Source organism: Vibrio sp. ED002 (assembly GCF_023277445.1).
Lineage (GTDB): Bacteria > Pseudomonadota > Gammaproteobacteria > Enterobacterales > Vibrionaceae > Vibrio > Vibrio jasicida.
In genome coordinates this window covers 1664243-1689886 of sequence record NZ_CP080238.1, presented here as the reverse complement: position 1 = coordinate 1689886, position 25644 = coordinate 1664243, and the positions used below count along the sequence as shown (strand labels likewise).

The 25644-nt window shown below is 46.1% G+C and carries 25 protein-coding genes; 17 read left to right on the top strand and 8 right to left on the bottom strand.

The genetic code is table 11. The annotated features are described in order from the left end of the window. Positions 1–91: 91 nt before the first annotated feature. The 8 genes from nrdR to pgpA all read left to right on the top strand — a co-directional run bounded on the left by nrdR (position 92) and on the right by pgpA (position 6318). Entirely contained in the window at positions 92–541 is a 450-nt protein-coding gene (nrdR, locus tag ITG12_RS07845; RefSeq protein WP_038865435.1) for a transcriptional regulator NrdR, read from the top strand. A gap of 7 nt (positions 542–548) precedes the next feature. Further along, positions 549–1673 carry a bifunctional diaminohydroxyphosphoribosylaminopyrimidine deaminase/5-amino-6-(5-phosphoribosylamino)uracil reductase RibD gene (gene ribD / locus ITG12_RS07840; RefSeq protein WP_042602618.1) on the top strand — a complete coding sequence of 375 codons (1125 nt, stop codon included), beginning with the start codon at positions 549–551 and terminating at the stop codon, positions 1671–1673. Positions 1674–1684: 11 nt separating this feature from the next. Continuing rightward, positions 1685–2338 (top strand): riboflavin synthase, encoded by a 654-nt coding sequence (locus ITG12_RS07835; RefSeq protein ID WP_248873923.1) that lies wholly within the window; start codon positions 1685–1687, stop codon positions 2336–2338. 159 nt (positions 2339–2497) lie between these two features. Beyond that, complete coding sequence (gene ribBA, locus ITG12_RS07830; protein WP_248873922.1) at positions 2498–3607, top strand: bifunctional 3,4-dihydroxy-2-butanone-4-phosphate synthase/GTP cyclohydrolase II; 1110 nt, start codon at positions 2498–2500, stop codon at positions 3605–3607. Between the two features lie 169 nt (positions 3608–3776). Continuing rightward, positions 3777–4247, top strand: a complete 471-nt coding sequence (ribE, locus tag ITG12_RS07825) for a 6,7-dimethyl-8-ribityllumazine synthase (protein ID WP_005440184.1) — start codon at positions 3777–3779, stop codon at positions 4245–4247. Further along, positions 4247–4714, top strand: coding sequence for a transcription antitermination factor NusB (gene nusB / locus ITG12_RS07820; RefSeq protein WP_038865428.1), 468 nt, complete (start codon positions 4247–4249; stop codon positions 4712–4714). The genes ribE and nusB overlap by 1 nt, the downstream gene beginning before the upstream one ends. Positions 4715–4792: 78 nt before the next feature. Further along, the gene (gene thiL, locus ITG12_RS07815; protein ID WP_038875571.1) at positions 4793–5758 is read left to right on the top strand and encodes a thiamine-phosphate kinase; all 966 of its coding nucleotides are present in this window, start codon (positions 4793–4795) and stop codon (positions 5756–5758) included. Positions 5759–5814: 56 nt separating this feature from the next. Continuing rightward, a complete protein-coding gene (gene pgpA, locus ITG12_RS07810) occupies positions 5815–6318 on the top strand; it encodes a phosphatidylglycerophosphatase A (protein WP_045404913.1) in 504 nt (167 codons plus the stop codon). Between the two features lie 92 nt (positions 6319–6410). On the opposite strand, the gene dxs is transcribed toward pgpA, so the two are convergent. From dxs to xseB, 3 genes are read right to left on the bottom strand one after another with little or no spacing between them, the layout of a single operon-like run. Beyond that, positions 6411–8276: a 1-deoxy-D-xylulose-5-phosphate synthase gene (gene dxs, locus ITG12_RS07805; protein WP_248873921.1), complete on the bottom strand. Its 1866-nt coding sequence runs from the start codon at positions 8274–8276 to the stop codon at positions 6411–6413. 20 nt (positions 8277–8296) lie between these two features. Next, positions 8297–9181, bottom strand: coding sequence for a (2E,6E)-farnesyl diphosphate synthase (gene ispA, locus ITG12_RS07800; RefSeq protein WP_248873920.1), 885 nt, complete (start codon positions 9179–9181; stop codon positions 8297–8299). A 22-nt stretch (positions 9182–9203) separates the two neighbouring features. Then, on the bottom strand, positions 9204–9446 hold the full coding sequence (xseB, locus tag ITG12_RS07795) for an exodeoxyribonuclease VII small subunit (RefSeq protein WP_038865420.1): 243 nt from the start codon (positions 9444–9446) through the stop codon (positions 9204–9206). 265 nt (positions 9447–9711) lie between these two features. On the opposite strand from xseB, the gene pomA reads away from it, so the two are divergent. From pomA to rlmM, 7 genes are all read left to right on the top strand, one after another. Further along, positions 9712–10473: a flagellar motor protein PomA gene (gene pomA, locus ITG12_RS07790; protein WP_038865419.1), complete on the top strand. Its 762-nt coding sequence runs from the start codon at positions 9712–9714 to the stop codon at positions 10471–10473. Positions 10474–10488: 15 nt separating this feature from the next. Continuing rightward, positions 10489–11433: a flagellar motor protein MotB gene (locus tag ITG12_RS07785; protein WP_005440148.1), complete on the top strand. Its 945-nt coding sequence runs from the start codon at positions 10489–10491 to the stop codon at positions 11431–11433. Between the two features lie 197 nt (positions 11434–11630). Then, on the top strand, positions 11631–13079 hold the full coding sequence (gene thiI, locus ITG12_RS07780) for a tRNA uracil 4-sulfurtransferase ThiI (RefSeq protein WP_038865418.1): 1449 nt from the start codon (positions 11631–11633) through the stop codon (positions 13077–13079). A gap of 521 nt (positions 13080–13600) precedes the next feature. Next, entirely contained in the window at positions 13601–14521 is a 921-nt protein-coding gene (locus ITG12_RS07775; protein WP_005447583.1) for a transcriptional regulator GcvA, read from the top strand. Then, entirely contained in the window at positions 14502–15125 is a 624-nt protein-coding gene (locus ITG12_RS07770) for an alpha/beta family hydrolase (RefSeq protein ID WP_038875574.1), read from the top strand. The genes ITG12_RS07775 and ITG12_RS07770 overlap by 20 nt, the downstream gene beginning before the upstream one ends. Further along, a complete protein-coding gene (locus tag ITG12_RS07765) occupies positions 15115–15513 on the top strand; it encodes a DUF423 domain-containing protein (RefSeq protein WP_038865415.1) in 399 nt (132 codons plus the stop codon). Before ITG12_RS07770 ends, ITG12_RS07765 begins: the two co-directional genes overlap by 11 nt. Then, positions 15510–16601, top strand: a complete 1092-nt coding sequence (gene rlmM, locus ITG12_RS07760; RefSeq protein WP_038865414.1) for a 23S rRNA (cytidine(2498)-2'-O)-methyltransferase RlmM — start codon at positions 15510–15512, stop codon at positions 16599–16601. The genes ITG12_RS07765 and rlmM overlap by 4 nt, the downstream gene beginning before the upstream one ends. A 78-nt stretch (positions 16602–16679) precedes the next feature. Here the strand turns inward: rlmM and xni are convergent, their stop codons facing one another. From xni to queF, 5 genes are all read right to left on the bottom strand, one after another. Then, positions 16680–17462, bottom strand: coding sequence for a flap endonuclease Xni (gene xni, locus ITG12_RS07755; RefSeq protein ID WP_038865412.1), 783 nt, complete (start codon positions 17460–17462; stop codon positions 16680–16682). 58 nt (positions 17463–17520) lie between these two features. After that, positions 17521–18897: a nucleotide 5'-monophosphate nucleosidase PpnN gene (ppnN, locus tag ITG12_RS07750; RefSeq protein ID WP_038865411.1), complete on the bottom strand. Its 1377-nt coding sequence runs from the start codon at positions 18895–18897 to the stop codon at positions 17521–17523. 218 nt (positions 18898–19115) lie between these two features. Next, positions 19116–20681, bottom strand: a complete 1566-nt coding sequence (locus ITG12_RS07745; protein WP_038875579.1) for a GGDEF domain-containing protein — start codon at positions 20679–20681, stop codon at positions 19116–19118. A gap of 98 nt (positions 20682–20779) precedes the next feature. Beyond that, entirely contained in the window at positions 20780–23062 is a 2283-nt protein-coding gene (locus ITG12_RS07740; RefSeq protein ID WP_248873919.1) for a tetratricopeptide repeat protein, read from the bottom strand. A 160-nt stretch (positions 23063–23222) separates the two neighbouring features. Beyond that, the gene (gene queF / locus ITG12_RS07735) at positions 23223–24068 is read right to left on the bottom strand and encodes an NADPH-dependent 7-cyano-7-deazaguanine reductase QueF (protein ID WP_061036065.1); all 846 of its coding nucleotides are present in this window, start codon (positions 24066–24068) and stop codon (positions 23223–23225) included. Positions 24069–24175: 107 nt separating this feature from the next. Between queF and syd the strand changes: the two genes are divergently transcribed. Further along, entirely contained in the window at positions 24176–24721 is a 546-nt protein-coding gene (gene syd / locus ITG12_RS07730; RefSeq protein WP_061036066.1) for a SecY-interacting protein, read from the top strand. Between the two features lie 2 nt (positions 24722–24723). Next, the gene (locus ITG12_RS07725; RefSeq protein WP_038865405.1) at positions 24724–25500 is read left to right on the top strand and encodes a Zn-ribbon-containing protein; all 777 of its coding nucleotides are present in this window, start codon (positions 24724–24726) and stop codon (positions 25498–25500) included. Positions 25501–25644 lie beyond the last annotated feature (144 nt).

The following is a 25644-nucleotide window of genomic DNA, read 5'->3' as shown; positions in this document are numbered from 1 at the left end:
AGTGCCCCTTTTTGTTTTCTCTAACATAGCAATTCCGCTACACTAGTCTTGCTTTTGGGACGAACCCAATCGCACGCTATTTGGAGGTGATATGCATTGTCCTTTTTGTTCTGAGAACGATACAAAAGTAATTGATTCCCGCTTAGTTGCTGACGGCCATCAAGTGCGTCGTCGTCGCCAGTGCTTAGCTTGTAGCGAACGTTTTACCACGTTTGAAACGGCTGAGTTGGTGATGCCTAAAGTGATTAAGTCTAACGGCAACCGTGAACCGTTTGATGAAGACAAAATGGTCGGTGGCATTCAACGCGCACTAGAAAAACGCCCAGTGAGTGCAGATTCTATCGAATTGGCAATCAGCATGATTAAATCGCAGCTGCGTGCAACAGGTGAACGTGAAGTGCCAAGTGAGATGATTGGTAACCTAGTTATGGGCCAATTGAAAGAGCTGGATAAAGTTGCTTATATCCGTTTTGCATCGGTTTACCGCAGCTTTGAAGATATCCGTGAATTTGGCGAAGAAATTGCTCGTCTAGAAGACTGATTGAGTCATGGAACAACAGAACACTTCTTCAGTATTTACCTCTCAAGATTTCGAAATGATGTCGCGTGCGCTGAAATTGGCGAAGCGCGGCATGTATACCACAGCGCCTAACCCCAACGTTGGTTGCGTTATTGTCCGTGACGGTGAGATTGTTGGCGAAGGCCATCATCATCGCGCGGGTGAAGCTCATGCCGAAGTTCATGCAATGCGCATGGCTGGGGATAAAACCGAAGGGGCGACCGCTTATGTGACGTTGGAGCCTTGCTCTCACTACGGGCGAACACCGCCGTGTGCTGAGGGACTTATCAAAGCCAAGGTTGCACGTGTGGTCTGCGCAATGGAAGACCCAAACCCGAAAGTTGCAGGGCGTGGTTTTCAAATGCTGCGTGATGCAGGGGTAGAAGTTCACGTTGGCTTGTTGGAAAGCGATGCGATCGAGCTGAACAAAGGTTTTATCAAATTCATGCAAACTGGCATGCCTTATGTTCAGTTGAAAATGGCAGCTAGCCTCGATGGGCAAAGTGCGTTGAGTAACGGACAGAGCCAATGGATTACCTCCCCAAAAGCTCGCCAAGATGTTCAACACTATCGTGCGATGAGCGGTGGTATTCTCTCTACCAGCAAAACAGTGATTGACGACAATGCCTCATTGAACGTTCGCTGGGATGATTTGCCAAAAAGCCTACAATCGCAATACCCTCAGGTTGATGTTCGTCAGCCTCCACGAGTCATACTTGATCGCCAATCTCAGCTTCGTAATGATTTAAAGCTATTCAAGACAGAAGGTGAGCGTATTATTGTCAGTCAAGATGGTGATATCGCCCCTAAACTGACTGAAAACGATCAAGTTGACTTAGCTGCGACATTGAAAGCCGTGGCAAGCGAATGTCACATCAATCACTTGTGGGTCGAAGCGGGAGCGACACTCGCGAGTTCATTAATCGAAGCTAACCTTGTAGATGAACTGATCGTTTATCTCGCGCCTAAGTTGATGGGGAGCGATGGACGAGGCTTGATCGGCGCGCTTGGTTTAACCGAGATGGCACAAGTTATCGATTTAACTATTACCGACGTTCGAATGGTGGGGGTGGATATTCGCATCACCGCAACCGTCAAACGCATTCAACGCTAGAAAGAAGCATTATGTTTACAGGAATTGTAGAAGCAGTTGGCAAACTAACTGCAATCACGCCAAAAGGCGAAGACATCACCGTGACGGTGGAAGTAGGCAAATTGGATATGGCTGACGTTAAGTTAGGCGACAGCATTGCGACTAACGGCGTATGTTTAACGGTCGTCGATTTCGGTAGTAACTATTACAGTGCTGATTTGTCACTGGAAACGCTGAACAAAACTGGTTTTGCTGCTTATCAAGTGGGCGACAAAGTGAACCTAGAAAAAGCCATGTTGCCGACCACTCGTTTTGGCGGTCATATCGTTTCAGGTCACGTTGATGGCGTCGGTGTGATTGTTGAGCGTAATCAAGTTGGCCGTGCGATTGAGTTCTGGGTTGAGATGCCAGCGGAAATCTGTAAGTACGTGGCAGAAAAAGGCTCTATCACAGTGGATGGCATTAGTCTGACCGTCAACGAACTACGTAAGAATGGATTTAAATTAACGATTGTTCCTCACACCAGTGAAGAGACAACCATCGATCAGTTCCAAGTTGGCCGTAAAGTGAACCTAGAAGTAGACGTGTTAGCTCGCTATATGGAGCGCTTGCTACAAGGCCAAAAAGAAGAGCCGCAAGAATCACGTATTACAATGGACTTCTTGCAGCAAAATGGTTTTGCGTAAGCGAAACCGACCACAATCACAGAACGTTATCAGGTTAATTGACTTAATAAAGGTTAGCTTCAAACTGCTTTGCTGACTAAAGCGAGTAGACGTAACTCAACGAAACGTTAAACGCATTGCTGCTGCAATAATAAATTTTTGAATAACGGGAAACAGAATATGCCTATCAGCACGCCTCAAGAGATTATTGATGATATTCGCGCAGGCAAAATGGTCATCCTAATGGATGATGAAGACCGCGAGAATGAAGGTGATTTGATCATGGCTGCCGAGCACATTACGCCGGAAGCTATCAACTTTATGGCTACGCATGGCCGTGGCTTAATCTGTCTAACCATGACAAAAACTCGTTGTGAGAGCCTTGGCTTGCCACCAATGGTGCAAGACAACAACGCGCAATACACCACTAACTTTACGGTTTCTATTGAAGCCGCTGAAGGTGTTACCACTGGTATTTCTGCAGCTGACCGTGCTCGCACTGTACAAGCGGCAGTTGCGCCAAGTGCAAAAGCGGCGGACTTAGTGCAACCGGGCCATATCTTCCCTCTAGCAGCACAAGACGGTGGTGTTCTAACTCGCGCTGGTCATACAGAAGCCGGCTGTGATTTGGCTCGTCTTGCAGGTCTAGAGCCAGCATCGGTTATTGTTGAGATCCTAAACGACGATGGCACGATGGCGCGTCGCCCGGACCTTGAAGTGTTTGCTGAAAAACACGATTTACAGCTAGGTACCATTGCAGACCTTATCGAATACCGCAACAACACGGAAACAACGATTGAACGCGTTGCTGAGTGTGCACTGCCAACGGAATTTGGTGAGTTCACTTTGGTGACTTACAAAGACACGATTGATAACCAAGTACATTACGCGATGTGTAAAGGTGACTTAACTGCGAATGCACCGTTAGTTCGCGTTCACTTACAAGACGTATTTACCGATGTGCTTCGCAGTGATCGTAACGCAGAACGCAGTTGGACGCTGGATAAAGCGATGAAGCGAATCGGTGAAGAAGGGGGTGTTCTGGTTGTACTTGGTCATGAAGACTCGACCGATCTGCTTATTCATCGTGTAAAAATGTTTGAATCGCAAGACAAAGGCGAGGCACCTACTCTTGCTAAGAAGCAGGGGACATCACGTCGTGTAGGTGTTGGTTCTCAGATTTTGGCGGATCTTGGCGTGCACGATATGCGTCTGCTTTCTTCAACCAACAAAAAGTACCATGCATTGGGTGGCTTTGGCTTGAATGTTGTTGAATACATCTGCGAATAACAACTGAACGATTCCCCCCTAGCCAAGTTTCGGCTTATTCTGCTAACGGCTAGGGCTTGGTGACTCGTCTCTAATTTCCATTAGATATTGCTCACAAATTTGTGATAGAATCCGGCGATTCTCACTTGATGAACAATTTTCACTTAAAAATAGAGTTAAAGGAAGGCTTATGAAAGTGATCGAGGGTGGCTTCCCAGCGCCAAATGCAAAAATTGCTATCGTTATTTCTCGTTTTAACAGTTTTATTAACGAAAGCCTACTTTCTGGTGCGATCGATACACTAAAGCGTCACGGACAAGTAAGCGAAGACAACATCACTGTTGTTCGTTGTCCTGGTGCTGTAGAACTGCCTTTAGTTGCTCAACGAGTTGCTAAAACTGGTAAGTACGATGCTATCGTATCTCTAGGTACAGTAATTCGTGGTGGTACACCACACTTTGACTATGTTTGTAGTGAATGTAACAAGGGTCTTGCACAAGTTTCTCTGGAATACAGCCTTCCAGTAGCGTTTGGCGTACTGACTGTTGATACTATCGATCAAGCGATTGAACGCGCAGGAACCAAGGCTGGTAATAAAGGTGCAGAGGCTGCACTAAGCGCACTTGAAATGATTAACGTATTATCTGAAATTGATTCCTAATGGGGGCCAGTGTGAAACCAGCCGCACGTCGTAACGCACGTCAATTCGCTCTACAGGCGATCTACTCATGGCAAATTACTAAAGACAATGTTGCCACGATTGAAGAACAGTTTTTGTCTGGTGACAAATACGATGAAGAAGAACTTCATGCATCTGAGCCAGCACTTGCTGCTCCAGAAACTGACGTAGCTTACTTCCGTGAACTACTAAGCGGTGTTGTACTTAGCCACTCAGAGCTAGATTGCAAAATCCGTCCATACGTGTCTCGTCCAATGCAGGATCTAGACATGATGGAACTTGCTCTTCTTCGCCTTGCTATGTACGAGATGACTCGTCGCGAAGATGTTCCTTACAAAGTGGTAATCAATGAAGCGATTGAACTTGCAAAAGTATTCGCGGCAGAAGACAGCCACAAATTTGTGAATGGTGTGCTAGATAAAGCGGCGCCACACGTACGTAAGAAATAACGATTTCTTTATTAAAAAGGTCAGCACATGCTGACCTTTTTTGTATCAAAATCTTTTACATCAAAAAGAAAGTGAATTATGTCTGGTGAATTTAATCTTATCGACAAATACTTTGTTGGACGCCAAAGCCAGCGCAAAGACGTCCATCTAGCAGCGGGGGACGATTGTGCGTTAGTGAAAGCACCTGCGAATGTACAAATTGCTATTAGTACCGATACGCTGGTGGCAGGCACGCACTTTCTTTCTGATGCTAACCCTGCGTGGGTGGCGCACAAAGCATTAGCGTCAAACATCAGTGATTTAGCTGCAATGGGTGCAACACCTGCTTGGGTAAGCTTTGCGTTAACTATGCCAGAGCCAGATGAAGCATGGCTTGCCCCTTTTTGTGATGCGTTTTTTGAGTTAGCTGATTACTTTGGTATTCAACTTATTGGGGGCGATACGACCAAAGGTCCACTAAGCCTGACGCTTACGGTGCAAGGCTTTGTACCAGAGGGCAAAGCTTTGACTCGCTCTGGAGCAAAAGTCGGTGATTGGGTGTATGTGACAGGTAACCTTGGTGATGCCAAAGCTGGTCTGGATGTCGTTCTTGATAACACATTACGCACTCGAATAGCTGCCCCAGAGTTAGAGAAAGCACATTATCTCAGTACGCCACGCGTGTTGGCTGGGCAAGCATTAGTCGGGTTAGCGTCATCAGCAATTGATATTTCTGATGGCTTGATTTCTGATATCAAACATATTCTTAAGCGTTCTGATGTTGGAGTCAGTTTAGATGTGTCCCAACTGCCTATATCTTCAGAGTTGGTTCAATTTTTAGATGATAAGGTAAGCGCACAGCAGTATGCTTTATCCAGTGGTGAAGAGTACGAATTGTGCTTTACTGTGCCTGAGCAGAACAACGGTTCATTGCAAAGTGCGTTGTCGCACGCTGGGTGTAAGTTTACGTGCATTGGCCAAATTCGACCAAAAGGTACGTTTGAGCTGCACGACAACAATCAACCTCTTGATTGGGAACTCAGTGGCTTTGACCACTTTAGATAATCTGAGCTAGGCTCTAGCCTAAGATTGAAACCAACTAGCAGTATAGGTTTAAGGAAATGACCAATCCCCTCTCTCTGATTTCATTAAAGAACCCGTGGCATCTTTTGGCAACGGGTTTTGGTAGCGGCTTATCACCAGTGGTTCCAGGAACTATGGGGACGTTGGCAGCTGTGCCGTTATTCTTGTTACTGGCGCAGTTACCCTTCCCACTGTATGTCTTATTAGTACTCATCTCTTGTGTTATTGGTATTAAGATCTGCCAAGTGACATCAGATGACATGGGGGTTCATGACCATGGCTCAATCGTGTGGGATGAGTTTGCAGGCTTTTGGATCACCATGAGCTTAGTACCAGCACTAAATATCCCAGTCACGGAATGGAAGTGGTTGCTGACTGGTTTTATTTTGTTCCGCTTCTTTGACATGGTAAAACCATGGCCAATTGGCTGGTTGGATAAACGTGTTCACGGTGGTTTGGGTATCATGATTGATGATATCGTGGCCGGTATCATGGCGGGTATCGCACTGTTCTTAGTGGCGAAATACGCAGGTTGGATGTAGTCATACCGCTTTAACAATCGACAGATAAACAAAAGGGATGCCATCATGGCATCCCTTTTTGGTGTTTACTTTTAGCGCTTGTTTGCGTTAACTTACTTCGCGAGATATTCGTTGATCGACTTCTCAATGCCCTTCGCGTCTAAGCCAAGTTCTTCATGAAGTTCGTCTTGTGTGCCTTGAGGAATAAAGCGATCAGGCAAGCCAAGATTTAGCACAGGCTTGATGATCTTATCTTGCATCATAAACTCAATCACACCCGCACCCGCACCGCCAGCAATTGCGTTTTCTTCTAGCGTGACTAATACATCGTGCTCAGACGCTAGCTGGCGAATCAATTCTTCATCAAGTGGTTTCACGAAGCGCATGTCTGCGACGGTTGCATCCAGATTTTCAGCCGCTTCTAGCGCGTTACCTAAGAAGGTGCCGAAGTTTAGAATCGCGACTTTTTCGCCTTTACGAAGAACACGGCCTTTACCAATCTCAAGTGCAGTAAATTCTGGCTCGATTTCTGTGCCCATGCCGCTGCCGCGAGGGTAGCGAACTGCACTTGGTCCAGTGTGTTTATGACCGGTGTACAGCATTTGACGACATTCGTTTTCATCACTTGGTGCCATGATCAACATGTTTGGGATACAACGCATGAAGCTAAGGTCGAACGCGCCTTGGTGAGTTTGACCATCTGCGCCAACCAGACCTGCACGGTCGATAGCGAACATGACAGGTAAATCCATGATCGCCACGTCGTGGATTAACTGATCGTAGCCACGCTGCAAGAAGGTTGAGTAGATAGCGACGATCGGGTGATCGCCGGCAATCGCCATGCCTGTTGCTAGCGTCACAGCATGCTGCTCTGCAATTGCAACATCAAAGTACTGTTCTGGGTACTCTTTCGAGAAACGAACCATGCCAGAGCCTTCACGCATCGCTGGCGTAATAGCCATTAGCTTAGGATCTTGCGCGGCCATATCACATAGGAAGTCACCAAAGATCTTAGAGAAGGTCGGTTTACCGCCACTGCTCTTCGGCAAACTGTTATGTGATGGGTCGAACTTTGGAACTCCATGGTAGCCGATAGGATCTTTTTCTGCTGGTTCATAACCTTTGCCTTTCTTGGTCATGATGTGCAGGAATTGAGGGCCTTTCAGCTCACGCATGTTTTTCAGCGTTTTGACTAACTCGTTAACATCGTGACCGTCGATAGGACCGATGTAGTTAAAACCAAGCTCTTCGAATAATGTGCCAGGAACAACCATGCCTTTAAGGTGCTCTTCTGTACGACGAACCAACTCTTTAATTGGAGGAACGCCAGACAGCACTTTCTTCCCGCCTTCACGGATAGAGGTGTATAAGCTACCAGAAAGGACTTTAGCAAGGTGGTTGTTCAATGCGCCAACGTTTTCTGAAATCGACATCTCGTTGTCGTTTAGAATCACTAGCATATCAGGATGAACGTCACCAGCATGGTTCATGGCCTCGAATGCCATACCTGCTGTGATTGCACCATCACCAATAACACTTACCACCTTTCGACCTTCATCTTCTTTTTGTGCACTGATTGCCATACCGAGCGCTGCACTGATAGAAGTCGATGAGTGGCCAACAGATAGCGTGTCGTATTCGCTCTCTTCACGCCATGGGAATGGGTGAAGGCCGCCTTTTTGGCGGATGGTTGGCATTTGGTCACGACGGCCAGTAAGAATTTTGTGTGGATAAGCCTGATGACCCACGTCCCAGATCAATTGATCCACTGGGGTGTTGTAAACATAATGCAGAGCAACGGTTAGCTCTACTGTGCCTAAGCCAGACGCTAAATGTCCGCTAGACTGACTCACTGAATTTAGCAGATACGTGCGTAATTCATCGCACAAAGTTGGCAATGTTTCTTTCGGAAGAAGACGCAACTCTTCCGGTGTATTTGCTAACGCCAGTGTTGGGTACTTTGAAATATCAAGAGTCATATAAATGCGCGCTTATAGTGTTAGTTCTTGCGCTCGATGACATATCGGGCGAACTCTTCGAGTAACTGAGTATTGTATGGGATTGCCTCCAATGCTTGAAGTGCTTCTTTCAACAGAGTGTGAGCTTTCTCCATTGCTCCCTCTAACCCCAGTAAAGATGGGTAAGTGCTCTTGTTTAGCTCTTGGTCTGAACCTTGAGGCTTACCCAATGTTTCTGTATCACTAATTATATCAAGAATATCGTCTTGAACCTGAAACGCCAGACCGATCGCTCTAGAGTAGCGCTCAAGGTGAGGCATAACGTCTAGGCCCTTATCGCCAGCGGCAAGTGCGCCTAGTTTTACGGCACAGTTAATCAGTGCACCAGTCTTATTGCGATGAATTTCTTCCAATTCTGCGAGAGACACTCGACGATTTTCTGCACCTAAGTCCAATGCTTGACCAACGCACATGCCATTCGCACCAGAACTTTGTGCAAGGGCTTGCACCATCTTTATACGGTGGCTTTCTGCGTTCGGATTCAGTTCGCCTTCTGCAAGGATCGTAAATGCGAGGGTTTGCAGTGCGTCACCGGTCAGAATGGCTGTCGCTTCATCAAATTTGATGTGGCAAGTCGGCTGTCCACGGCGCAGGTCGTCGTCATCCATAGCAGGTAGATCATCATGGATAAGAGAGTAGGCATGGATACACTCAATCGCAGAAGCCGGCGTATCTAGGTCTTCAGGTTCACAACCTAGCATTTGACCAGTGATGTAAACAAGGAAGGGACGAACACGTTTACCGCCGAGGAGTAGGCCGTATTTCATGGCTTGAATCAACGGCTGTTCTTGATGAGGTAATTGCTCAAGCCATTGATTTAACTGTTGGTTATTTCTTTGTTGATAAGACGTCAATGTCTCTTGCATCACATTGCTCACTACTGATTTATTATTCTGACTCAGGGTTGAAGTCACTCAGTGGTGCTTCATCATCTTCGCTTAGAAGAATGCTAACGCGATGTTCGGCGTCGCTCAGTTTCGTTTGACCAGCACGAGCGAGTGCAATGCCACGTTCAAATTTACGTAGAGCATCATCTAGAGCAAGGTCACCGTTCTCTAGTTGATCAACCAAGCTGTCTAGCTCATCGATGGTTGCTTCAAAGGTCATGTTTTCTGGTTTCTTAACCGCCATCTTTTATCTGCCTTAATCAAGCCTCTAATAGAATGCACGCAAGTTACCTTAGCCTAGTAACTTGGTCAAATTTAACCTTATATAATTGTCACAAATTTAGCGTTCAACGGGTCTGATGAGACGAAGACCATTAATAAGTTAAGGTATTAACGATCTTTTTGTGATGTATTAACCAAGATTTTTCTAAAAATTCTGCTCTAGTTGTCGATACAAGTAATAATTCGCCTGACTGGGCAATGTTTGAGTATAGCGTGAGGAGTGCTTTGTGGATTTAGCAACCCTAATAGGTTTGATTGGTGGTTTTGCATTCGTCATTATGGCGATGGTGCTTGGTGGCAGCATTGGCATGTTCGTAGACGTCACCTCAATCCTAATCGTCGTTGGTGGTTCAACGTTTGTAGTATTGATGAAGTTCACCATGGGGCAATTCTTCGGCGCGACCAAAATTGCGGGCAAAGCGTTCATGTTCAAATCGGACGAGCCAGAAGATCTGATTGCTAAGATCGTAGAAATGGCAGACGCAGCGCGTAAAGGTGGCTTCCTAGCATTGGAAGAGATGGAGATTAATAATAGCTTCATGCAAAAGGGCATCGACTTACTGGTGGATGGGCATGATGCGGATGTGGTGCGTGCTGCTTTGCAAAAAGACATTGCACTGACCGATGAGCGCCACTCGCAAGGCACGGGTGTTTTTCGAGCATTCGGTGATGTCGCTCCGGCAATGGGTATGATCGGTACCTTGGTTGGTTTGGTTGCCATGCTTTCAAATATGGATGATCCAAAAGCGATCGGTCCTGCGATGGCCGTTGCACTTTTAACCACTCTTTACGGTGCAATTCTTTCTAACATGGTGTTTTTCCCAATTGCGGACAAGCTTTCACTACGCCGTGATCAAGAAACACTCAACCGTCGTTTGATTATGGACGGTGTACTCGCAATTCAAGATGGTCAGAACCCACGTGTTATCGATAGCTATCTGAAGAACTACCTCAACGAGGGCAAACGCGTCCTTGAGATTGACGAGTAATCTGGAGGTCATCTAATGGATGAAGATAACAAATGTGATTGTCCGCCACCTGGCCTCCCCCAATGGATGGGGACGTTCGCTGACTTGATGTCCTTGTTGATGTGTTTCTTCGTATTGTTACTTTCGTTCTCGGAAATGGACGTACTGAAGTTCAAACAGATCGCTGGCTCTATGAAATTTGCTTTTGGTGTTCAGAACCAACTTGAGGTTAAGGACATACCTAAAGGCACCAGCATTATTGCGCAAGAGTTCAGACCAGGTCGCCCAGAGCCAACACCGATTGATGTCATCATGCAGCAGACCATGGACATCACTCAGCAGACGTTGGAGTTTCATGAAGGGGAATCTGACCGAGCTGGTGGCACTAAGCGTGACCAAGGGAAGTTAACCGGTGGTCAATCACCAGAAACGTCAACGCAAAACAACCAATCAGCGGAATCAGACATGCAACAACAGCAGTCTGAGCAAACCTCGCAAGAGATGGATACCTTGATGGAAAGTATCAAGAAAGCGTTGGAGCGTGAGATTGAGCAAGGGGCAATAGAGGTCGAAAACCTTGGGCAACAGATCGTGATTCGAATGCGAGAGAAAGGGGCATTCCCTGAAGGCTCTGCGTTCCTCCAGCCGAAGTTTAGACCGCTGGTGCGTCAGATTGCGGAATTGGTGAAAGATGTACCGGGCATCGTACGAGTTTCTGGCCATACGGATAACCAACCGTTGGATTCTGAGCTGTATCGCTCCAATTGGGACCTGTCGTCGCAACGAGCGGTATCGGTTGCTCAAGAAATGGAGAAAGTACGAGGCTTCTCGCATCAACGCTTACGCGTGCGTGGTATGGCGGACACTGAGCCATTGGCACCAAATGATTCGGATGCGAACCGAGCGCTTAATCGCCGCGTCGAAATCAGCATCATGCAAGGTGAACCACTCTACAGCGAAGAAGTGCCGGTAATTCAATAACCGAGTATTTATTCTTATACTAAAGCGAGCGTCAAGCTCGCTTTTTTTGTCATTCCATTTCGCTTGGGTGTATAATCTTGCGCCTTTAAAAGTGAGCTCAAAAGTTTGAGTGTGACATGCGTGATATTTTTACGTATGAACACCTAGTGCGGAGTATCACTCATTGTTGATTGCGAAACTAACCTGCGAACTAGACTATGAAATTTATTGTAAAGCCCCATCCAGAAATTTTTGTAAAAAGTGAATCTGTGCGTAAGCGCTTCACAAAGATTTTAGAGTGCAACATTCGTAACATCGTTAAGAGCCGTACGGAATCTGTCGCGGTATTCAACCGTCGTGATCACATTGAAGTGACCTCTGAGAGTGACGAGTTTCACGCTGAAGTTTTAGAAGTCCTGACTCATACCCCTGGTATCCACCACGTTCTTGAGGTGAAGCAAACTGAGTTCAAAGACTTGCACGATATTTACGAGCAAGTGTTGGAGTTAAGCGGTTCACTGATCGAAGGTAAGACTTTCGTCGTGCGTGCTAAACGCCGTGGTAAACATGATTTTACTTCTATTGAACTAGAGCGTTACGTAGGTGGTGGTCTTAACCAAGCGGTAGAAAGTGCTCGTGTTAAGCTAAGCAAGCCAGACGTAACGATTAACGTTGAAGTAACCAATGACAAGCTAAACCAAGTGTTGGCTCGTCACAAAGGCCTAGGCGGCTTCCCTCTAGGTACACAAGAAGACGTACTAAGTCTGATCTCTGGTGGTTTCGACTCTGGCGTTTCAAGTTACCTGCACATCAAGCGTGGTTCAAAAGTTCACTACTGTTTCTTTAACCTAGGTGGCCCAGCACACGAGATCGGCGTTAAGCAGGTTTCTCATTACCTATGGAACAAATACGGTTCTTCTGCAAAAGTTCGCTTCATCTCTGTTGATTTCGAACCAGTAGTTGCTGAAATCCTAGAAAAAGTCGACGACGGCCAAATGGGCGTGATCTTGAAGCGCATGTTCATGCGTGCCGCTGGTATGGTGGCAGAGAAGTTTAAGATCGAAGCATTGGTTACGGGTGAAGCTCTAGGCCAAGTATCAAGCCAAACACTGACTAACTTGCGTCATATCGATAATGTGACTGACACCCTGATTCTTCGTCCGCTTATCAACTGGGATAAAGAAGACATCATCAACCTAGCGCGTGACATCGGTACTGAAGACTTCGCTAAGACGATGCCTGAGTACTGTGGTGTTATCTCTAAGAAGCCAACAGTGAAAGCGGTAAAAGGCAGACTGAACGCGGAAGAAGAGAAGTTTGACTTTGCGATTCTTGAGCAAGTTGTGCAAGAAGCTCGCGTGATGGACATTCGCGATATCGCAAAAGAGTCTGAGCAAGCAGCACCAGAAGTAGAGCAGGTTCAAGCTGTAGAAGAGCACGCTATCGTTTTGGATATTCGTAGCCCTGAAGAGGAAGACGATAACCCACTAGAAATCGATGGTGTGGACGTTAAGCACATTCCATTCTATAAGCTGGGTACTCAGTTCGGAGACTTAGACCAATCTAAGACTTACCTTCTGTACTGTGACCGCGGTGTGATGAGCCGTCTACAGGCATTGTACTTGCAGGAGCAAGGTTTCAACAACGTGAAGGTTTACCGCCCATAGAATCGTTGTAAAACAGAAGATCACAAAAGCGCAAATTGAGAAATCAGTTTGCGCTTTTTTCGTTTTAGCGCGCGCAAAATGGAGTGTATTAAAGTGGTAGTATTGCGTTAAATCACACGTTTCGAAATTTGTATTGATATAACGATAGATAATCCGAAATGAGGATGAAAAGTGACGTTGATGCCAATTTTTTATAAAAGAAGAAATGTGGATGGTTTAGATAAAAAAACACCGCCTAATTAGGCGGTGCAAGAAATTTGACAGACAGGTCAAAATAAATACAGGAAGTATATGTTTTGTCACAGGGAGTGTGGACAAAACATCATGGTAGAATTCTACCGAACTCGAAATACGAGTTTGCAAACACAACATCGCAACAACGAAGCCAATTGATTCACAAATGGAATCAAGCCGTTCAGGCTCGTGTTGCGGGATGAAATATAGAATTTATCTGGCTGTTCGGCAACGGACATTTTATAATGTTTCAGATTAAAAAAACTAATCCTACTTGAGGTCCCATAATGTCTCGCAGATTGCCTCCGTTAAATTCGCTTCGCGTTTTTGAAGCGGCTGCTCGCCATCTTAGTTTTACCCGTGCTGCTGAAGAGTTGTTTGTTACTCAAGCCGCAGTGAGTCATCAAATTAAAGCGTTAGAAGAGTTCTTATCGCTGAAACTTTTCCGTCGTCGTAATCGTTCGTTATTACTGACGGAAGAAGGGCAAAGTTACTTTTTAGACATTAAAGATATCTTCACTTCCATTGCTGAAGCGACCGATAAGGTATTGGAACGTAGTGAAAAAGGTGCGTTAACCATCAGTTTGCCACCGAGTTTTGCCATCCAATGGCTAGTGCCTCGTTTAGCCGATTTTAACGCGCAAGAACCAGACATTGATGTGCGCATTAAAGCGGTGGATATGGATGAAGGTTCACTGACTGATGATGTTGATGTAGCTATCTATTATGGTCGTGGAAATTGGCCTGGTTTGCGTGCCGATAAACTCTACCAAGAGTTTTTGATCCCACTTTGTTCACCATCGTTACTTTTAGGTAACAAACCATTAGAATCTCTAAGTGACCTTAAATTACACACCTTGTTACACGATACTTCTCGTAAAGATTGGAAGCAGTTTGCTCGCCAACAAAATATCGAAGGTATCAACGTAAACCATGGTCCAATCTTCAGCCACTCAACCATGGTGTTGCAGGCGGCGGCGCATGGGCAAGGTGTTGCACTAGGAAACAACGTACTCGCTAAACCTGAAATGGAAGCAGGACGCTTGATTGCACCATTTGATGAGGTGCTGGTTTCTAAGAATGCCTTCTACGTGGTGTGTCACGAACAACAAGCGGATATGGGACGTATCGCGACGTTCAGGGATTGGATGTTGGCGACCGCACGAAAAGAACAAGAGGAAGTACTAGATGAGCCATTGGATAGCTGAAGGGCCTGAGAACGGACCACTTTTTATTTTTGCTCACGGTGCAGGTGCCGGTATGGAGCATGACTTCATGATTGCTGTAGCCAAAGGATTAGTTGAGCAAGGTATTCGTGTGGTGCGTTTTAATTTCCCTTATATGGTTAAGCGAGCAGAAGATGGTAAAAAACGTCCGCCAGATCGTGCGCCAAAGTTACTGGAAGCATATGAAGAAGTGATCACTCACTTTACTTCACAGCCTATTGTCATTGGTGGTAAATCGATGGGTGGCCGTATGTCGAGCCTGCTTGCAGACAATAACCTAGTAGCAGGCGTTGCGTGTCTGGGCTTTCCGTTCCATCCGCCAGGCAAACCTGAAAAGTACAAAGGTGAGCATCTCGCGACGATCAATAAGCCGACGCTTATTTTACAAGGGGAGCGAGATACCTTTGGCAAGCGAGAAGAATTCGATGGCTTTGCTCTTTCTGACCAAGTAACGGTGAGTTTCTTGCCCGATGGCGACCATGGCTTCAAGCCTCGTAAACGTTCCGGCTTTACGGAAGAAGGCAATATTGCCTTGACGGTAGAGCAATTAGCGACATTTATTAAAGAGGTATCCAATGAAAAGTAAGTGGTTACTTTCTTTTACAGGACTTTCTGGTTTAACTTCTGTTGCGCTAGGAGCGTTTGCTGCTCATGGTTTAAAAGCAACGCTCTCGCCTTATTTACTCGGTGTGTTTGAGACCGGTGTTTTGTACCAATTCATCCATACTTTGGCTATCGCGCTTTGTGCCATTTTGCTCGTACTAAATTTGGGACAAAAAGCACAAAAGTATTTTTTCATCGCGGCGATTTGCTTTATCATCGGCATCTTTTGTTTTAGCGGCAGTCTTTACGCGCTGGCGCTGACAGGTATCAAGTGGTTTGGACCAATCACCCCTATGGGAGGATTCTTGTTCATGATCGGTTGGTGTTTGTTCTTTTTTGCTGCGTTTAATATCAAAGAGGTCTCCAAGTGAAACAACTAATGCTCTATTGCCGTTCTGGCTTTGAGAAAGAGTGTGCTGGTGAAATTCAGGACAAAGCAACAAAACTTGAAGTGTATGGCTTCCCTCGTGTGAAGAAAAATTCAGGTTATGTTGTCTTCGAGTGTTACCAAGATGGAGACGCAGATAAGCTAGCGAAAGGTCTAGATTTCAGCGCATTGATTTTTGCTCGCCAAATGTTTGCCGTTGCTGCTGAATTTGAAGCTCTGCCAAGCGAAGACCGTATCAGTCCAATTCTTGCTGAACTGTCTGAAATGGAAGAATTCCCACGTTGTGGTGATCTACGTATTGAAACCCCAGACACCAACGAAGCGAAAGAGCTATTGAAGTTCTGCCGTAAGTTCACGGTACCAATGCGTCAAGCGATGCGTGGTAAAGGTCTGATGTGGAACAAAGACAATGCGAAGAAGCCTGTGTTGCATATTTGCTTTGTGGCTCCTGGTCATTGTTACGTAGGTTACTCATACCCAGGTAACAACTCTCAGTTCTTCATGGGCATTCCTCGTTTGAAGTTCCCTGCAGATGCACCAAGTCGTTCTACTTTGAAGCTAGAAGAAGCGTTCCACGTGTTTATTCCTCGCGAAGAGTGGGATGAGCGTTTAGCACCAGGCATGTGGGGCGTAGATCTCGGTGCGTGTCCAGGCGGTTGGACTTACCAATTGGTGAAGCGTTCGATGTTCGTTCACTGTGTCGATAACGGCATGATGGCAGACAGTCTAATGGAAACGGGACAAATTAAGCACCACATGGTGGATGGCTTTAAGTTTGAACCAGACCGCAAGAACGTGACTTGGATTGTATGTGACATGATTGAGAAGCCAGCACGCGTTGCTCACTTGATGGGACAGTGGTTACTGAAAGGTTGGGCAAAAGAAGCTATCTTCAACCTGAAACTGCCAATGAAAGGTCGCTACGACGAAGTACTGCAAGATTTGGAAAACCTAAAAATGTTCCTGATTGAGAACAAGGTGAAGTTCAAGCTGCAAGCTAAGCACCTGTACCACGACCGTGAAGAAATCACGATTCACATTCAGTGCCTATCGAACATTTCTCCGCATTAATCTACGCGTTGATATACGATAGAGTAGAAGCAAAAAAGCGCCGGCAATAGGCGCTTTTTTAGTGTTTGAAGTCGATTGCTATTCCGCTTTGTTTGGTCCGGTAAAGCGAATGTCTTGTAGGTTGAAACCTAGTTCAATATCGCATTTAAGTGCTGCTACGCGTTTACATAAGCGTGCCGACTCAATATGTTCATCAAACTTCTTACGATATTTCGGTACCAGTTCTTCGCTAGCGTAAGCGGCTTCAATGTCTTCGAATTGAGTTAAGATCTCTTTGGCTGCTTTAGGGCCAACACCCGGAATACCCGGAACTTGGCTTGAGCTGATTCCTGTCAAACCCCAATAATCCGCGAGCTGAGATGGTTTTACGCCAAACTCTTTTTCGATAAACGGTTCATCTAGCCAACGGTGTTGGAAGTAATCTCGGATCTGAAGAGTCGGGGAGAGCAGTTGGCAGTAGCCTTTATCGGTCGAGACAATCGTGACCTTTTCGCCGTGGCTCGCCACTTTAGTTGCCAGTGTTGCGACTAAATCATCGGCCTCATCGCCTTCAGACAATAGTGAATCAATGCCTTCTTCCCACCAAGCTTGTTGGATGGCATCCAATCCCTGCATTAGCGGCTCTGGCATAGGCTTACGATTTTGCTTGTAGTTCGGAAGAATTTCAGCGCGCCAGCCTCTATCTTGTTCATGATGATCAAACACCGCGATGATGTGCGTAGGTTGAGCTTCAGAAAGGATGCGAGTTAGCGTTCGTCCTGTCGTCGTGATAGTTCTTGCTATGTCGGTCGGATCGGGTTGTGCAGAGTGCACGCGACGAATCAGGTTTAGGGCATCAATAATAACAAGATGAATAGACATAATGACTTAGCAATAAAAAAGGGGCGTAATGCCCCTAGTGTAACCAAAGCTGAGTTATCTATCGACCACCATTTTCCTGATGGGCAATTCGGTAACATGGCTCATAGGCCGTTCCGCCTGGTAGTTTCATGCGGTGTTGTTCAACAAAGTCTTTCAGTAACTTATCCAGCTTCTTCATTAGCACGGGATCGCCGTTGATGGTAAATGGACCATGACGTTCGATTTCTTGAATGCCTTCTGCTTTTACGTTACCCGCAACAATGCCAGAGAAAGCCTGACGTAAGCTCGCAGCCAGTACCTGTGGTTGTTGGTTCAAGTGCAAATCTAGGCTTGCCATCGCATCGTGAGTTGGCTCAAAAGGCAATTGGAATTCTGGTTCGATCTTCATTGACCAGTTAAAGCTGTAGGCATCGCCTTTTTCTTTGCGGTGTTGACGAACATCTTCCATCGAACGCTTCATGATACGAGCGACTTCGGCCGGATCATCAATAACGATTTGATAGTGTTTCTGGCCTTCTTCACCCAGCGTATCTGCAATGAAAGCATCGATTGAGCGGAAGTAAGCTTCGCTTTCTTTTGGACCCGTTAGCACGATTGGCATTGGTTGGTCGGCGTTATCTGGGTGCATCATGATGCCCAAGATGTACAGCAACTCTTCTGCCGTACCCGGACCACCAGGGAAGATCACTATGCCGTGCGCCATACGTACAAAGGCTTCGAGACGCTTCTCGATGTCTGGCATGATCACCAGTTCATTCACGATAGGGTTTGGTGGCTCTGCAGCAATGATTGAAGGCTCTGTCAAACCAAGGTAGCGCTGCTCAGTGTAACGCTGTTTGGCGTGACCAATCGCTGCCCCTTTCATTGGTCCTTCCATTGCACCAGGGCCACAGCCTGTACAGATGTTCAGCTCACGAAGTCCAAGCTCGTTACCTACTTCGCGAGTGTATTGGTATTCGGTTGCATTGATTGAGTGGCCACCCCAACACACGACAAGATTTGGCTCGATGCCCGGAGTTAGGGCGCCCGCATTGCGCAGAATGCCAAATACAAGGTTGGTAATGTGCGTAGCATTGGTGAGATTAAGGCGTTGGTTGTCCGCCAAGTGCATGTTCACGTACACGATGTCACGTAGAACAGAGAATAGATGCTCTTGAATACCTTTAATGATTTCGCCATCGACAAATGCATGCTCAGGCGGATTTGCCAATTCAAGCTTGATGCCGCGCTCACGTCTAACCACGTTCACATCGAATGAAAGGTATTTGTCTAATAGCTCTTTTGAGTTATCGGTGTGGCTGCCGGAGTTGAGGACCGCGAGCGTGCAGTTACGATAGAGTTGGTATAACTCACTCGATGCGGTTTTCTTAAGACGTTCAACTTCCAGTTGGGATAGCAAATCCATGCTACCTGCGGGGCTTATATGGGTAATCATAAGGCCTCCTTGCTAATGCATTCTTTTGAGGGAAGAAACCAACTCACCTGTCAGTTTATACGTATCGTTTTACTCAGTGGTTGGCAGACTTTGTTTTATAGCGTTTAAACAGCTTAGCAGACTGATCAGGGAGAAACGTGATAACTCGTTGAAAATTTGAGGCAATATGACAAAACAGCACGTAAAAAGCGTTTGTTTGGTTGTTTTTTGAACGCTTTTTAGTTCCAGTTCACCTGACTGTTACCACGCTGCTTGGCATCTCTTAGCATGTTACCAAGACGATCTAAGACGTACTCAGGGTTGTCTGCTTCTTTGAAGGAAGTGGAAACCGCCGTCAGCGTAATCATGATGTTTTGTTCGCGGAACTTGAATGGCAACTTACTGATATCACGCTGAATGTGCTTCATCAATTCAAGCGTGTATTCTTCCGATTGCTCAGGGATAAGCATGATGAACTCTTCACCGCCAAATCGAGCGACGGTTTCGGTATCGGCGATGCGCTTGCTCATGGTGCGAGCAATAATCTTCAATGCTTTGTCGCCAGCAGTGTAGCCATAGCTGTCGTTAACGGCTTTGAAGTTATCGACATCAAACAGTACAACACGAAGGTTTTGTTGTGAGCGAATCCAACGACGATATTCTAACTCTAAACGATCATTAAAAGCCGCGCGGTTATATACCTTGGTCAATGGGTCTAGCAGCATGCGCTGTGCTTGATCTTCCAAGCGACGACGATAATCTTGCGTTGATTCAAAGACGGCTTCAAGCTGGTTTTTGCTGTAGCTTAAGCGTTCTTGAAGGGCTTGTTCGCGCTCTTCGGTCATTCTTAAGCGCTCAGTCAAAGAGGCCATCTTGGCCAGCAATGGTGATACTTCACCTTTCAACTCTTCGAGATCTTGTGCATGTTCCAGAGATTCTTGGCTGCGTTCCACCAAGGTAGTCATCTCTGAATTCAATTCTTGGCGATGTTCGAAGTAGGTTTGATGCTGATCGACGTTCTGATGAACGGTTTTCAGATTGCTTGAAAGCGAAGTATTGAGTTGCTCTAGGAACTGTTCTGATGATTTACGCTCGTACTTAGTGGCTTCGACGACCAGTTTAAGCGTATTTAACGTCAGCTCAATCAGTGACTCAGCGTTCACACCCAAAAGCAGTTTGGCACGGATATCCAACAATTGATCACCCGATTCGCCTTCAAAGTCGAGCTCGGTAATCGTGTGCTGGAGGTCGCTGGCTAAACATTCCAGTTGTGATTTATCTGGCCCGTTTTCTAGCTCGCCAAGGTTAAGGCGTGAGTTGGATGTGATGATCTTGAGCGCACGCTCATAAATGCTCAGTAGCTTGGTTGCTTGGTCAACTTTTTTACCCGCATGAACTTCAGAAAAGCTCATGAGATTTCGCAGTTCGCGTTTTAGCTGCGCAGGCAAACCTGTGATGCGCTGAAGCGTCTCACCACTGTGTTTGATTTGTTCGTCGAGATAGCCGTTTTGTTTTTCCATCGCCTTAGACTGCTGTTTGAGCATTCTTTCTAGCACTGCTAAACGAGGGATCAGCGCGCTGACATCTTTTTGATGTTCGAGTTCTTGCTGAATTTCGAGCAGGTAGTTGGTTACTTGAGAGTTTGAACCCTGACAAGCAGAAGACAATGATGCCACAACTCGCTTCAGAACTTGCTGCTCACGTTTAAATTTGAGCGAAGTATCACGATGAGTCAGCCTGAGTTGGTCAAGTTGACAACTCAGCTGATGAAGCTGCGACTGAATATCGGATTCCAAGATTCCCATGAAGTGACTACGGTTAAGTCCATGTACTACTGACGATTATTTGATAATAACAAAAAACTTTATAGCGTCATCACTGATTATGCTCAACCGTTGGTTAATTATCCGTTTTTTAATATTTTTTTGATGTCGTCCTCATTCTTGTACGAAGAATGAATCTTTATTAGCCCTTGGTTGATGGCATGTTGGCAAGCGGTTCTTATGTTACCGGTTGCAAAGCTTGCGGCGGGCGCGTTATCAATCGCCTTCAAGAACACCCAATGGCTGTGTTTATCTTTTAAGCTGACCTCACGGGCAATGTGCGTAGCGAGCAATAATAAGTCGAGCAGTTCTTCATCATTAATGGCGGTGTAGGCACGTGGCAAGAATGGGTAATCACTGATACCCATACGAATCGTGCGATTCACATGGTGTTTGGCCGCAAACTCATCCACCCAACTTTGGAATTTGTTGAATGTGGCTTCCGCAGAAGCATCGCGATCAGCATTGGGTTCGATGTACAGTAAGTTTGCATCTGAGAAGTGGTACAAACGTGTTGGTTTCTGGATACGTTCTGCCAAGAACTCACCAAAAGCCCGCTCTAGTTCCAAACCAGCTTTGTAGCCGTGTTGTACGTACATACTTCGTAAGAATGGTAAGTCGATCATCACAAAGCGTAGGCGGTCGTTGAGGGGTTCGTGGATCAGTTCGCCCATTTGCCATTGTTCAAACGTATCGCTCGATTTCTTCAACGAACGCGACAGTTTCACGTTCAACATACGTAAGTTACGTAGACGCGAACGCGAGTGGGTGAAGAGATCATTACGTAGCTTGTCGATTTGTGATGTTTGACGCTGCATGATCACACCACGACGCATGATGAATAAGAACATCACCAGGACAGTAATGAACAGGGCGAATGAAATCTTTTGGAACTTGCGATGTTCCATCTCAACTTGTGCAAGCTTGTCCGCTTGGCCGACATAATGAATGCTTTGTTCGGCAAACTCTTTTTGCTGGCGAAAGGCATCCTCACTGATTTGGTTAAGTTGCTTTTGCTCTAATCGCACAAGACTGGTGTACTTTTTGTAGGTTTGTAACGACAGTTGGTATTCGCCTGCTTGCTCATACCCCAAGCCCAGTAGGCGGTAAGACTGCTGTTTGATAAAGCCTGTATCGTCCGGTGCCTTCTCGATCAGGTCGAGTGCTTTTTTCGCATTATTTATGACATTTTTACTTTCATTTTGGTGGTAAGCCAATCCCGATTGCAGTAATGCCGCTTTCGCTTCTAGTTGTGGTAGGTCTGCGTATGCAAGCAAATCCATAGAGCGGTCAAGGTACTGCTCTGCTAATGCGTAGTTATAAAGCTGGAGATAGGTTGCCGCTAAGCTCAAACGGATCTTGATAATGCGGTTGATATTCTTACTTGTGCTGTCATGATCCAGTACGTTGAAGTAGTGCACTAAAGCTAGATTAAATTTGCCTTGGTAGAAATAGATGTCACCCATTTGCTCTAGCACGTCGGCCAAAATCGGTGAGCTTGGGTAGCTATCGTAAAAGTCTGCGGCCTGAGAGAGGTACTCGATCGCTTTGTCATACACGCGGCGTTCTTGAAACAGGCGCGCCAATAAACGATTTACTTTTGCTAAGCGTGCACCGCTGTCGCTCTCGATTGACTGCCAATAGCCGTACAGCAGTTCAGAAAGGGCGAGGTTGTACTTTTTATCATTGAGATAAAATTCGCCTACGGCGGTGTGGTAATCAATTAAAATCAGGTCCGAGCGGTTATCTTTCAGCATGGTTTTAGCTTGTGCGTATAAACGGTCGGCGTTAACGCTATCACCACTGTTTGCTGCCAGTAGCGCACGCTGCATCACCAAGCGATAATGCACGCTGTCGGTGCGTTGCAATACAGGGTTGGCGTCTTCAATCTGTTTTTCGATTTGATCGAGTTTTTCTTCTGCGGCTGCGTAGTTTTTGTCATACATCCAAATCATTTGGTTGCGCATGAGCTGCACGTCCAGATTCATGTATGGCAATTGGTATTCTTTGGCAAGACGTTCGGCTTCATCAAGGTTATTGATCGCAGAACGAATGTTCCCCATGGTGTAATCGGCTTGGGCGATGATCTTGTGTGCTTCGATGGTACTGCTTGGCGTGCGGATACTGCGATCGGTCTCTTCACGAGACATAGCAGACGGGCTTCCGTTCTCTTGACGCTCTGTCAGCTCGCGTTGCAATAGGTAGTTTTTGGCCGCTTGTTTGGCTTGTGAAGGCTCAATCTCAGCAAGTTGTTGAGCTTCATTAAGTAAAGCGGAAGATAAAATGGTCGCGTGAAGTGGCTGTGCTAGTAATAAGCAAAGAAAGCCAATCAGCCTAAATAGACGCGAACTGTCCCAAAACATCCTTTTCGTTCCCTCGAACTGTGTCGTAAATTACGTATTTTTGAATAAACAATAGTAGAGAAAAACGCCCAGCAATCCAACAGATAGCTGAGCGTTTTTGAGTATTTAAACAATTAGTTTTTGAGTGTGGAACTCAAGCACTTTTGATTCTCTACTCAGATTACTGACGCGCCATGCGGTTATTGTGCGCGGGCTTGTCTTGTTCCGTTGAACGGTAAGGGTTGATATCCAAACCACCACGACGTGTGTAACGTGCAAATACCGTCAGTTTTGTTGGCTGGCAGTACTTCATCAAGTCAGTGAAAATGCGCTCAACACATTGCTCGTGGAACTCGTTGTGCTCACGGAATGAAACGAGGTAACGAAGCAACTTCTCACGATCAAGCTTGGCGCCTTGGTAGCGAATTTCTACGCTGCCCCAGTCTGGTTGGTTGGTGATCAAACAGTTCGATTTTAGTAGATGGCTGTGAAGAATTTCTTCTACTTGCTCATCACCAGCAGCTCCTTCAAGCAGTGCAGCATCAAAATCGTAGCTGGTGATTTCGATGTCTTGAGCGTCAATACACTCGCCTTCCATCGTCACGATAGGTTGGTTGGTGTAATAAGTTACTGGGTTTACTTCCACAAGTACTTGCTCACCTGCGCATGCCGATAGGTCTTGCGTCAAACGCTCAGTCACTTCTTCCCAAGTAGCGAAACGCGTTTGGTTGTAGCTGTTTAAGTATAGTTTGAACGACTTTGACTCAATCAAGTTTGCGCTGGTTGCTGGAATGTACACTTCGCCAACCGCAACTTGAGGCAAGCCTTTGCTGTTTAGCCAAGATAGCTCGTACAGCGTCCAAATGTCGTGGCCCATAAACGGGAGGCTGTCGCCAAGTTCAAGGTCGTCACGGTTTAAGCTGCGAGGAACAGGTTGCAGCAAGCTCGCGTCGTATTGGTTTGCGTACTCGGTCTTTTTACCCAGAGTCAGGCCAGCAAGCTCTTTAGCGTCAGAATATTTGCTCATACTTTGTGGTCGTTTTCGATTAGAATGGCGAGAATTTTACTGAATCCGCTGATTAATTGCCATCCGGCAGATACCGCAACCTGATAAAAACAAACCAGGAGACCTTCATGACCCAAACCGTTCCTCAGGCTCTACAGGATTTTAGCCTGCGCTACCAACAAGCTTGGCAAGACAAACACAACGAACTGCCACGCAGTGAAGAGCTTGCTGATCTTGTTTCTCCATGTGTAGAAGAGAAACGCGATGAGGTCGTTTTGTGGAAATCGGTTCCACGTGATGAGATGGCAGACTTCACCAACGTTGAGAATGCAATTGAATTGACGTTGCATGAAGACATTAAGCTTTTCTATGGTTCGCAATACAGTGCTGATATGGACGCGACTTGGCAAGGCAATGAACTGACACTGCTGCAAGTTTGGAGTGACGATGACTTTACTCGTCTGCAAGAGAACATTCTTGGTCACCTGGTGACTCAGCGTCGTTTAAAACTAAAGCCGACGGTATTTATTGCAGCGACTGATGCCGAGCTGGATGTGATTTCAATCTGTAACTTAACGGGTAATGTGATTCTTGAGCGCTTGGGTTCTGATAAACGTGACGTATTGGCTGAAACACTGACCGAGTTTCTAAGCAAACTTGAGGCAGCGGTGTAAGCATGTACGTTGTTGAGTTGCAGTTTGAGTGTTTTGATAACACTACCGTAAGCGCCGTAGATAAAGCGATTAATGGTCTGATGGACGCACTGCGTTACAACGGACAAGTTCTGGGTCGTGAATTTCCTATCGTAATGGGTGATGGCGAGTTTTATGTTCGCGTCGTTTGCCCAGAGCAAGACAGTTTGCATCCTCGCTACCATTCTGATTTCGTCAAAGTGTGCATGAATCGTTTGTCGGAAGCGTCGTTGCTTGCGCCGAAAATGCGCATGTTGGGTCGTGATTTGAATTCAGAAGAAGCGGCTGAAGAAGAGACTCCAAGTTGGCAAGTACTTTACACCACTTACGTGCATACCTGCTCTCCACTGCGCAGTGGTGAGACGCTGTTGCCAATTCCACTTTACCGTAATGGGGCAACACTGAATGGTGACCATAAAGCGGTGGTGAAATGGCAAACCGAATGGCAAGCGTGTGATGAAATCCAAATGGCGGGTGGTTGCCGCGCTGAACACGCTGCGCTGCATGAAATTTGCGACTCAGACAGTGTGTTGTTCCGCCGTGGTTGGGATTTGCGTGGCCGTATTGAATACATCACCAAGATTCCAACGTACTACTACCAATACCGCGTCGGTGGTGAGTCACTTGAAGCGGAAAAAGCGCGCAAGTGTCCAAAATGTGGTGGTGACTGGTTACTCGACGAACCGCTGCACGACATTTTCTACTTTAAGTGTGACGATTGCCGAATTGTCTCCAACATCTCTTGGGACCACATCAAGTAGTCTATTCTTTAAAGCTGGCGTCTATGCCAGCTTTTTTCTATCGATATAAATGAATCAAACCTGATCAGTAAAATTATCTATTATTGATTTTATCAATATATTGATTCAAAAAGCATTTTCACTGACCATTCCTCTCACCCCCTT

Coding starts and splice junctions, on each gene's coding strand:
- pgpA (WP_045404913.1), top strand. CDS start 5,815: ATGACCAATCCCCTCTCTCTGATTTCATTAAAGAACCCGTGGCATCTT.
- ITG12_RS07765 (WP_038865415.1), top strand. CDS start 15,115: ATGAAAAGTAAGTGGTTACTTTCTTTTACAGGACTTTCTGGTTTAACT.
- thiI (WP_038865418.1), top strand. CDS start 11,631: ATGAAATTTATTGTAAAGCCCCATCCAGAAATTTTTGTAAAAAGTGAA.
- ITG12_RS07770 (WP_038875574.1), top strand. CDS start 14,502: ATGAGCCATTGGATAGCTGAAGGGCCTGAGAACGGACCACTTTTTATT.
- ITG12_RS07745 (WP_038875579.1), bottom strand. CDS start 20,681: ATGGGAATCTTGGAATCCGATATTCAGTCGCAGCTTCATCAGCTGAGT.
- ITG12_RS07740 (WP_248873919.1), bottom strand. CDS start 23,062: ATGTTTTGGGACAGTTCGCGTCTATTTAGGCTGATTGGCTTTCTTTGC.
- ribD (WP_042602618.1), top strand. CDS start 549: ATGGAACAACAGAACACTTCTTCAGTATTTACCTCTCAAGATTTCGAA.
- ispA (WP_248873920.1), bottom strand. CDS start 9,181: ATGCAAGAGACATTGACGTCTTATCAACAAAGAAATAACCAACAGTTA.
- xni (WP_038865412.1), bottom strand. CDS start 17,462: ATGTCTATTCATCTTGTTATTATTGATGCCCTAAACCTGATTCGTCGC.
- ppnN (WP_038865411.1), bottom strand. CDS start 18,897: ATGATTACCCATATAAGCCCCGCAGGTAGCATGGATTTGCTATCCCAA.
- syd (WP_061036066.1), top strand. CDS start 24,176: ATGACCCAAACCGTTCCTCAGGCTCTACAGGATTTTAGCCTGCGCTAC.
- dxs (WP_248873921.1), bottom strand. CDS start 8,276: ATGACTCTTGATATTTCAAAGTACCCAACACTGGCGTTAGCAAATACA.
- ribE (WP_005440184.1), top strand. CDS start 3,777: ATGAAAGTGATCGAGGGTGGCTTCCCAGCGCCAAATGCAAAAATTGCT.
- ITG12_RS07835 (WP_248873923.1), top strand. CDS start 1,685: ATGTTTACAGGAATTGTAGAAGCAGTTGGCAAACTAACTGCAATCACG.
- queF (WP_061036065.1), bottom strand. CDS start 24,068: ATGAGCAAATATTCTGACGCTAAAGAGCTTGCTGGCCTGACTCTGGGT.
- ITG12_RS07785 (WP_005440148.1), top strand. CDS start 10,489: ATGGATGAAGATAACAAATGTGATTGTCCGCCACCTGGCCTCCCCCAA.
- nrdR (WP_038865435.1), top strand. CDS start 92: ATGCATTGTCCTTTTTGTTCTGAGAACGATACAAAAGTAATTGATTCC.
- nusB (WP_038865428.1), top strand. CDS start 4,247: ATGGGGGCCAGTGTGAAACCAGCCGCACGTCGTAACGCACGTCAATTC.
- xseB (WP_038865420.1), bottom strand. CDS start 9,446: ATGGCGGTTAAGAAACCAGAAAACATGACCTTTGAAGCAACCATCGAT.
- ITG12_RS07725 (WP_038865405.1), top strand. CDS start 24,724: ATGTACGTTGTTGAGTTGCAGTTTGAGTGTTTTGATAACACTACCGTA.
- ribBA (WP_248873922.1), top strand. CDS start 2,498: ATGCCTATCAGCACGCCTCAAGAGATTATTGATGATATTCGCGCAGGC.
- ITG12_RS07775 (WP_005447583.1), top strand. CDS start 13,601: ATGTCTCGCAGATTGCCTCCGTTAAATTCGCTTCGCGTTTTTGAAGCG.
- thiL (WP_038875571.1), top strand. CDS start 4,793: ATGTCTGGTGAATTTAATCTTATCGACAAATACTTTGTTGGACGCCAA.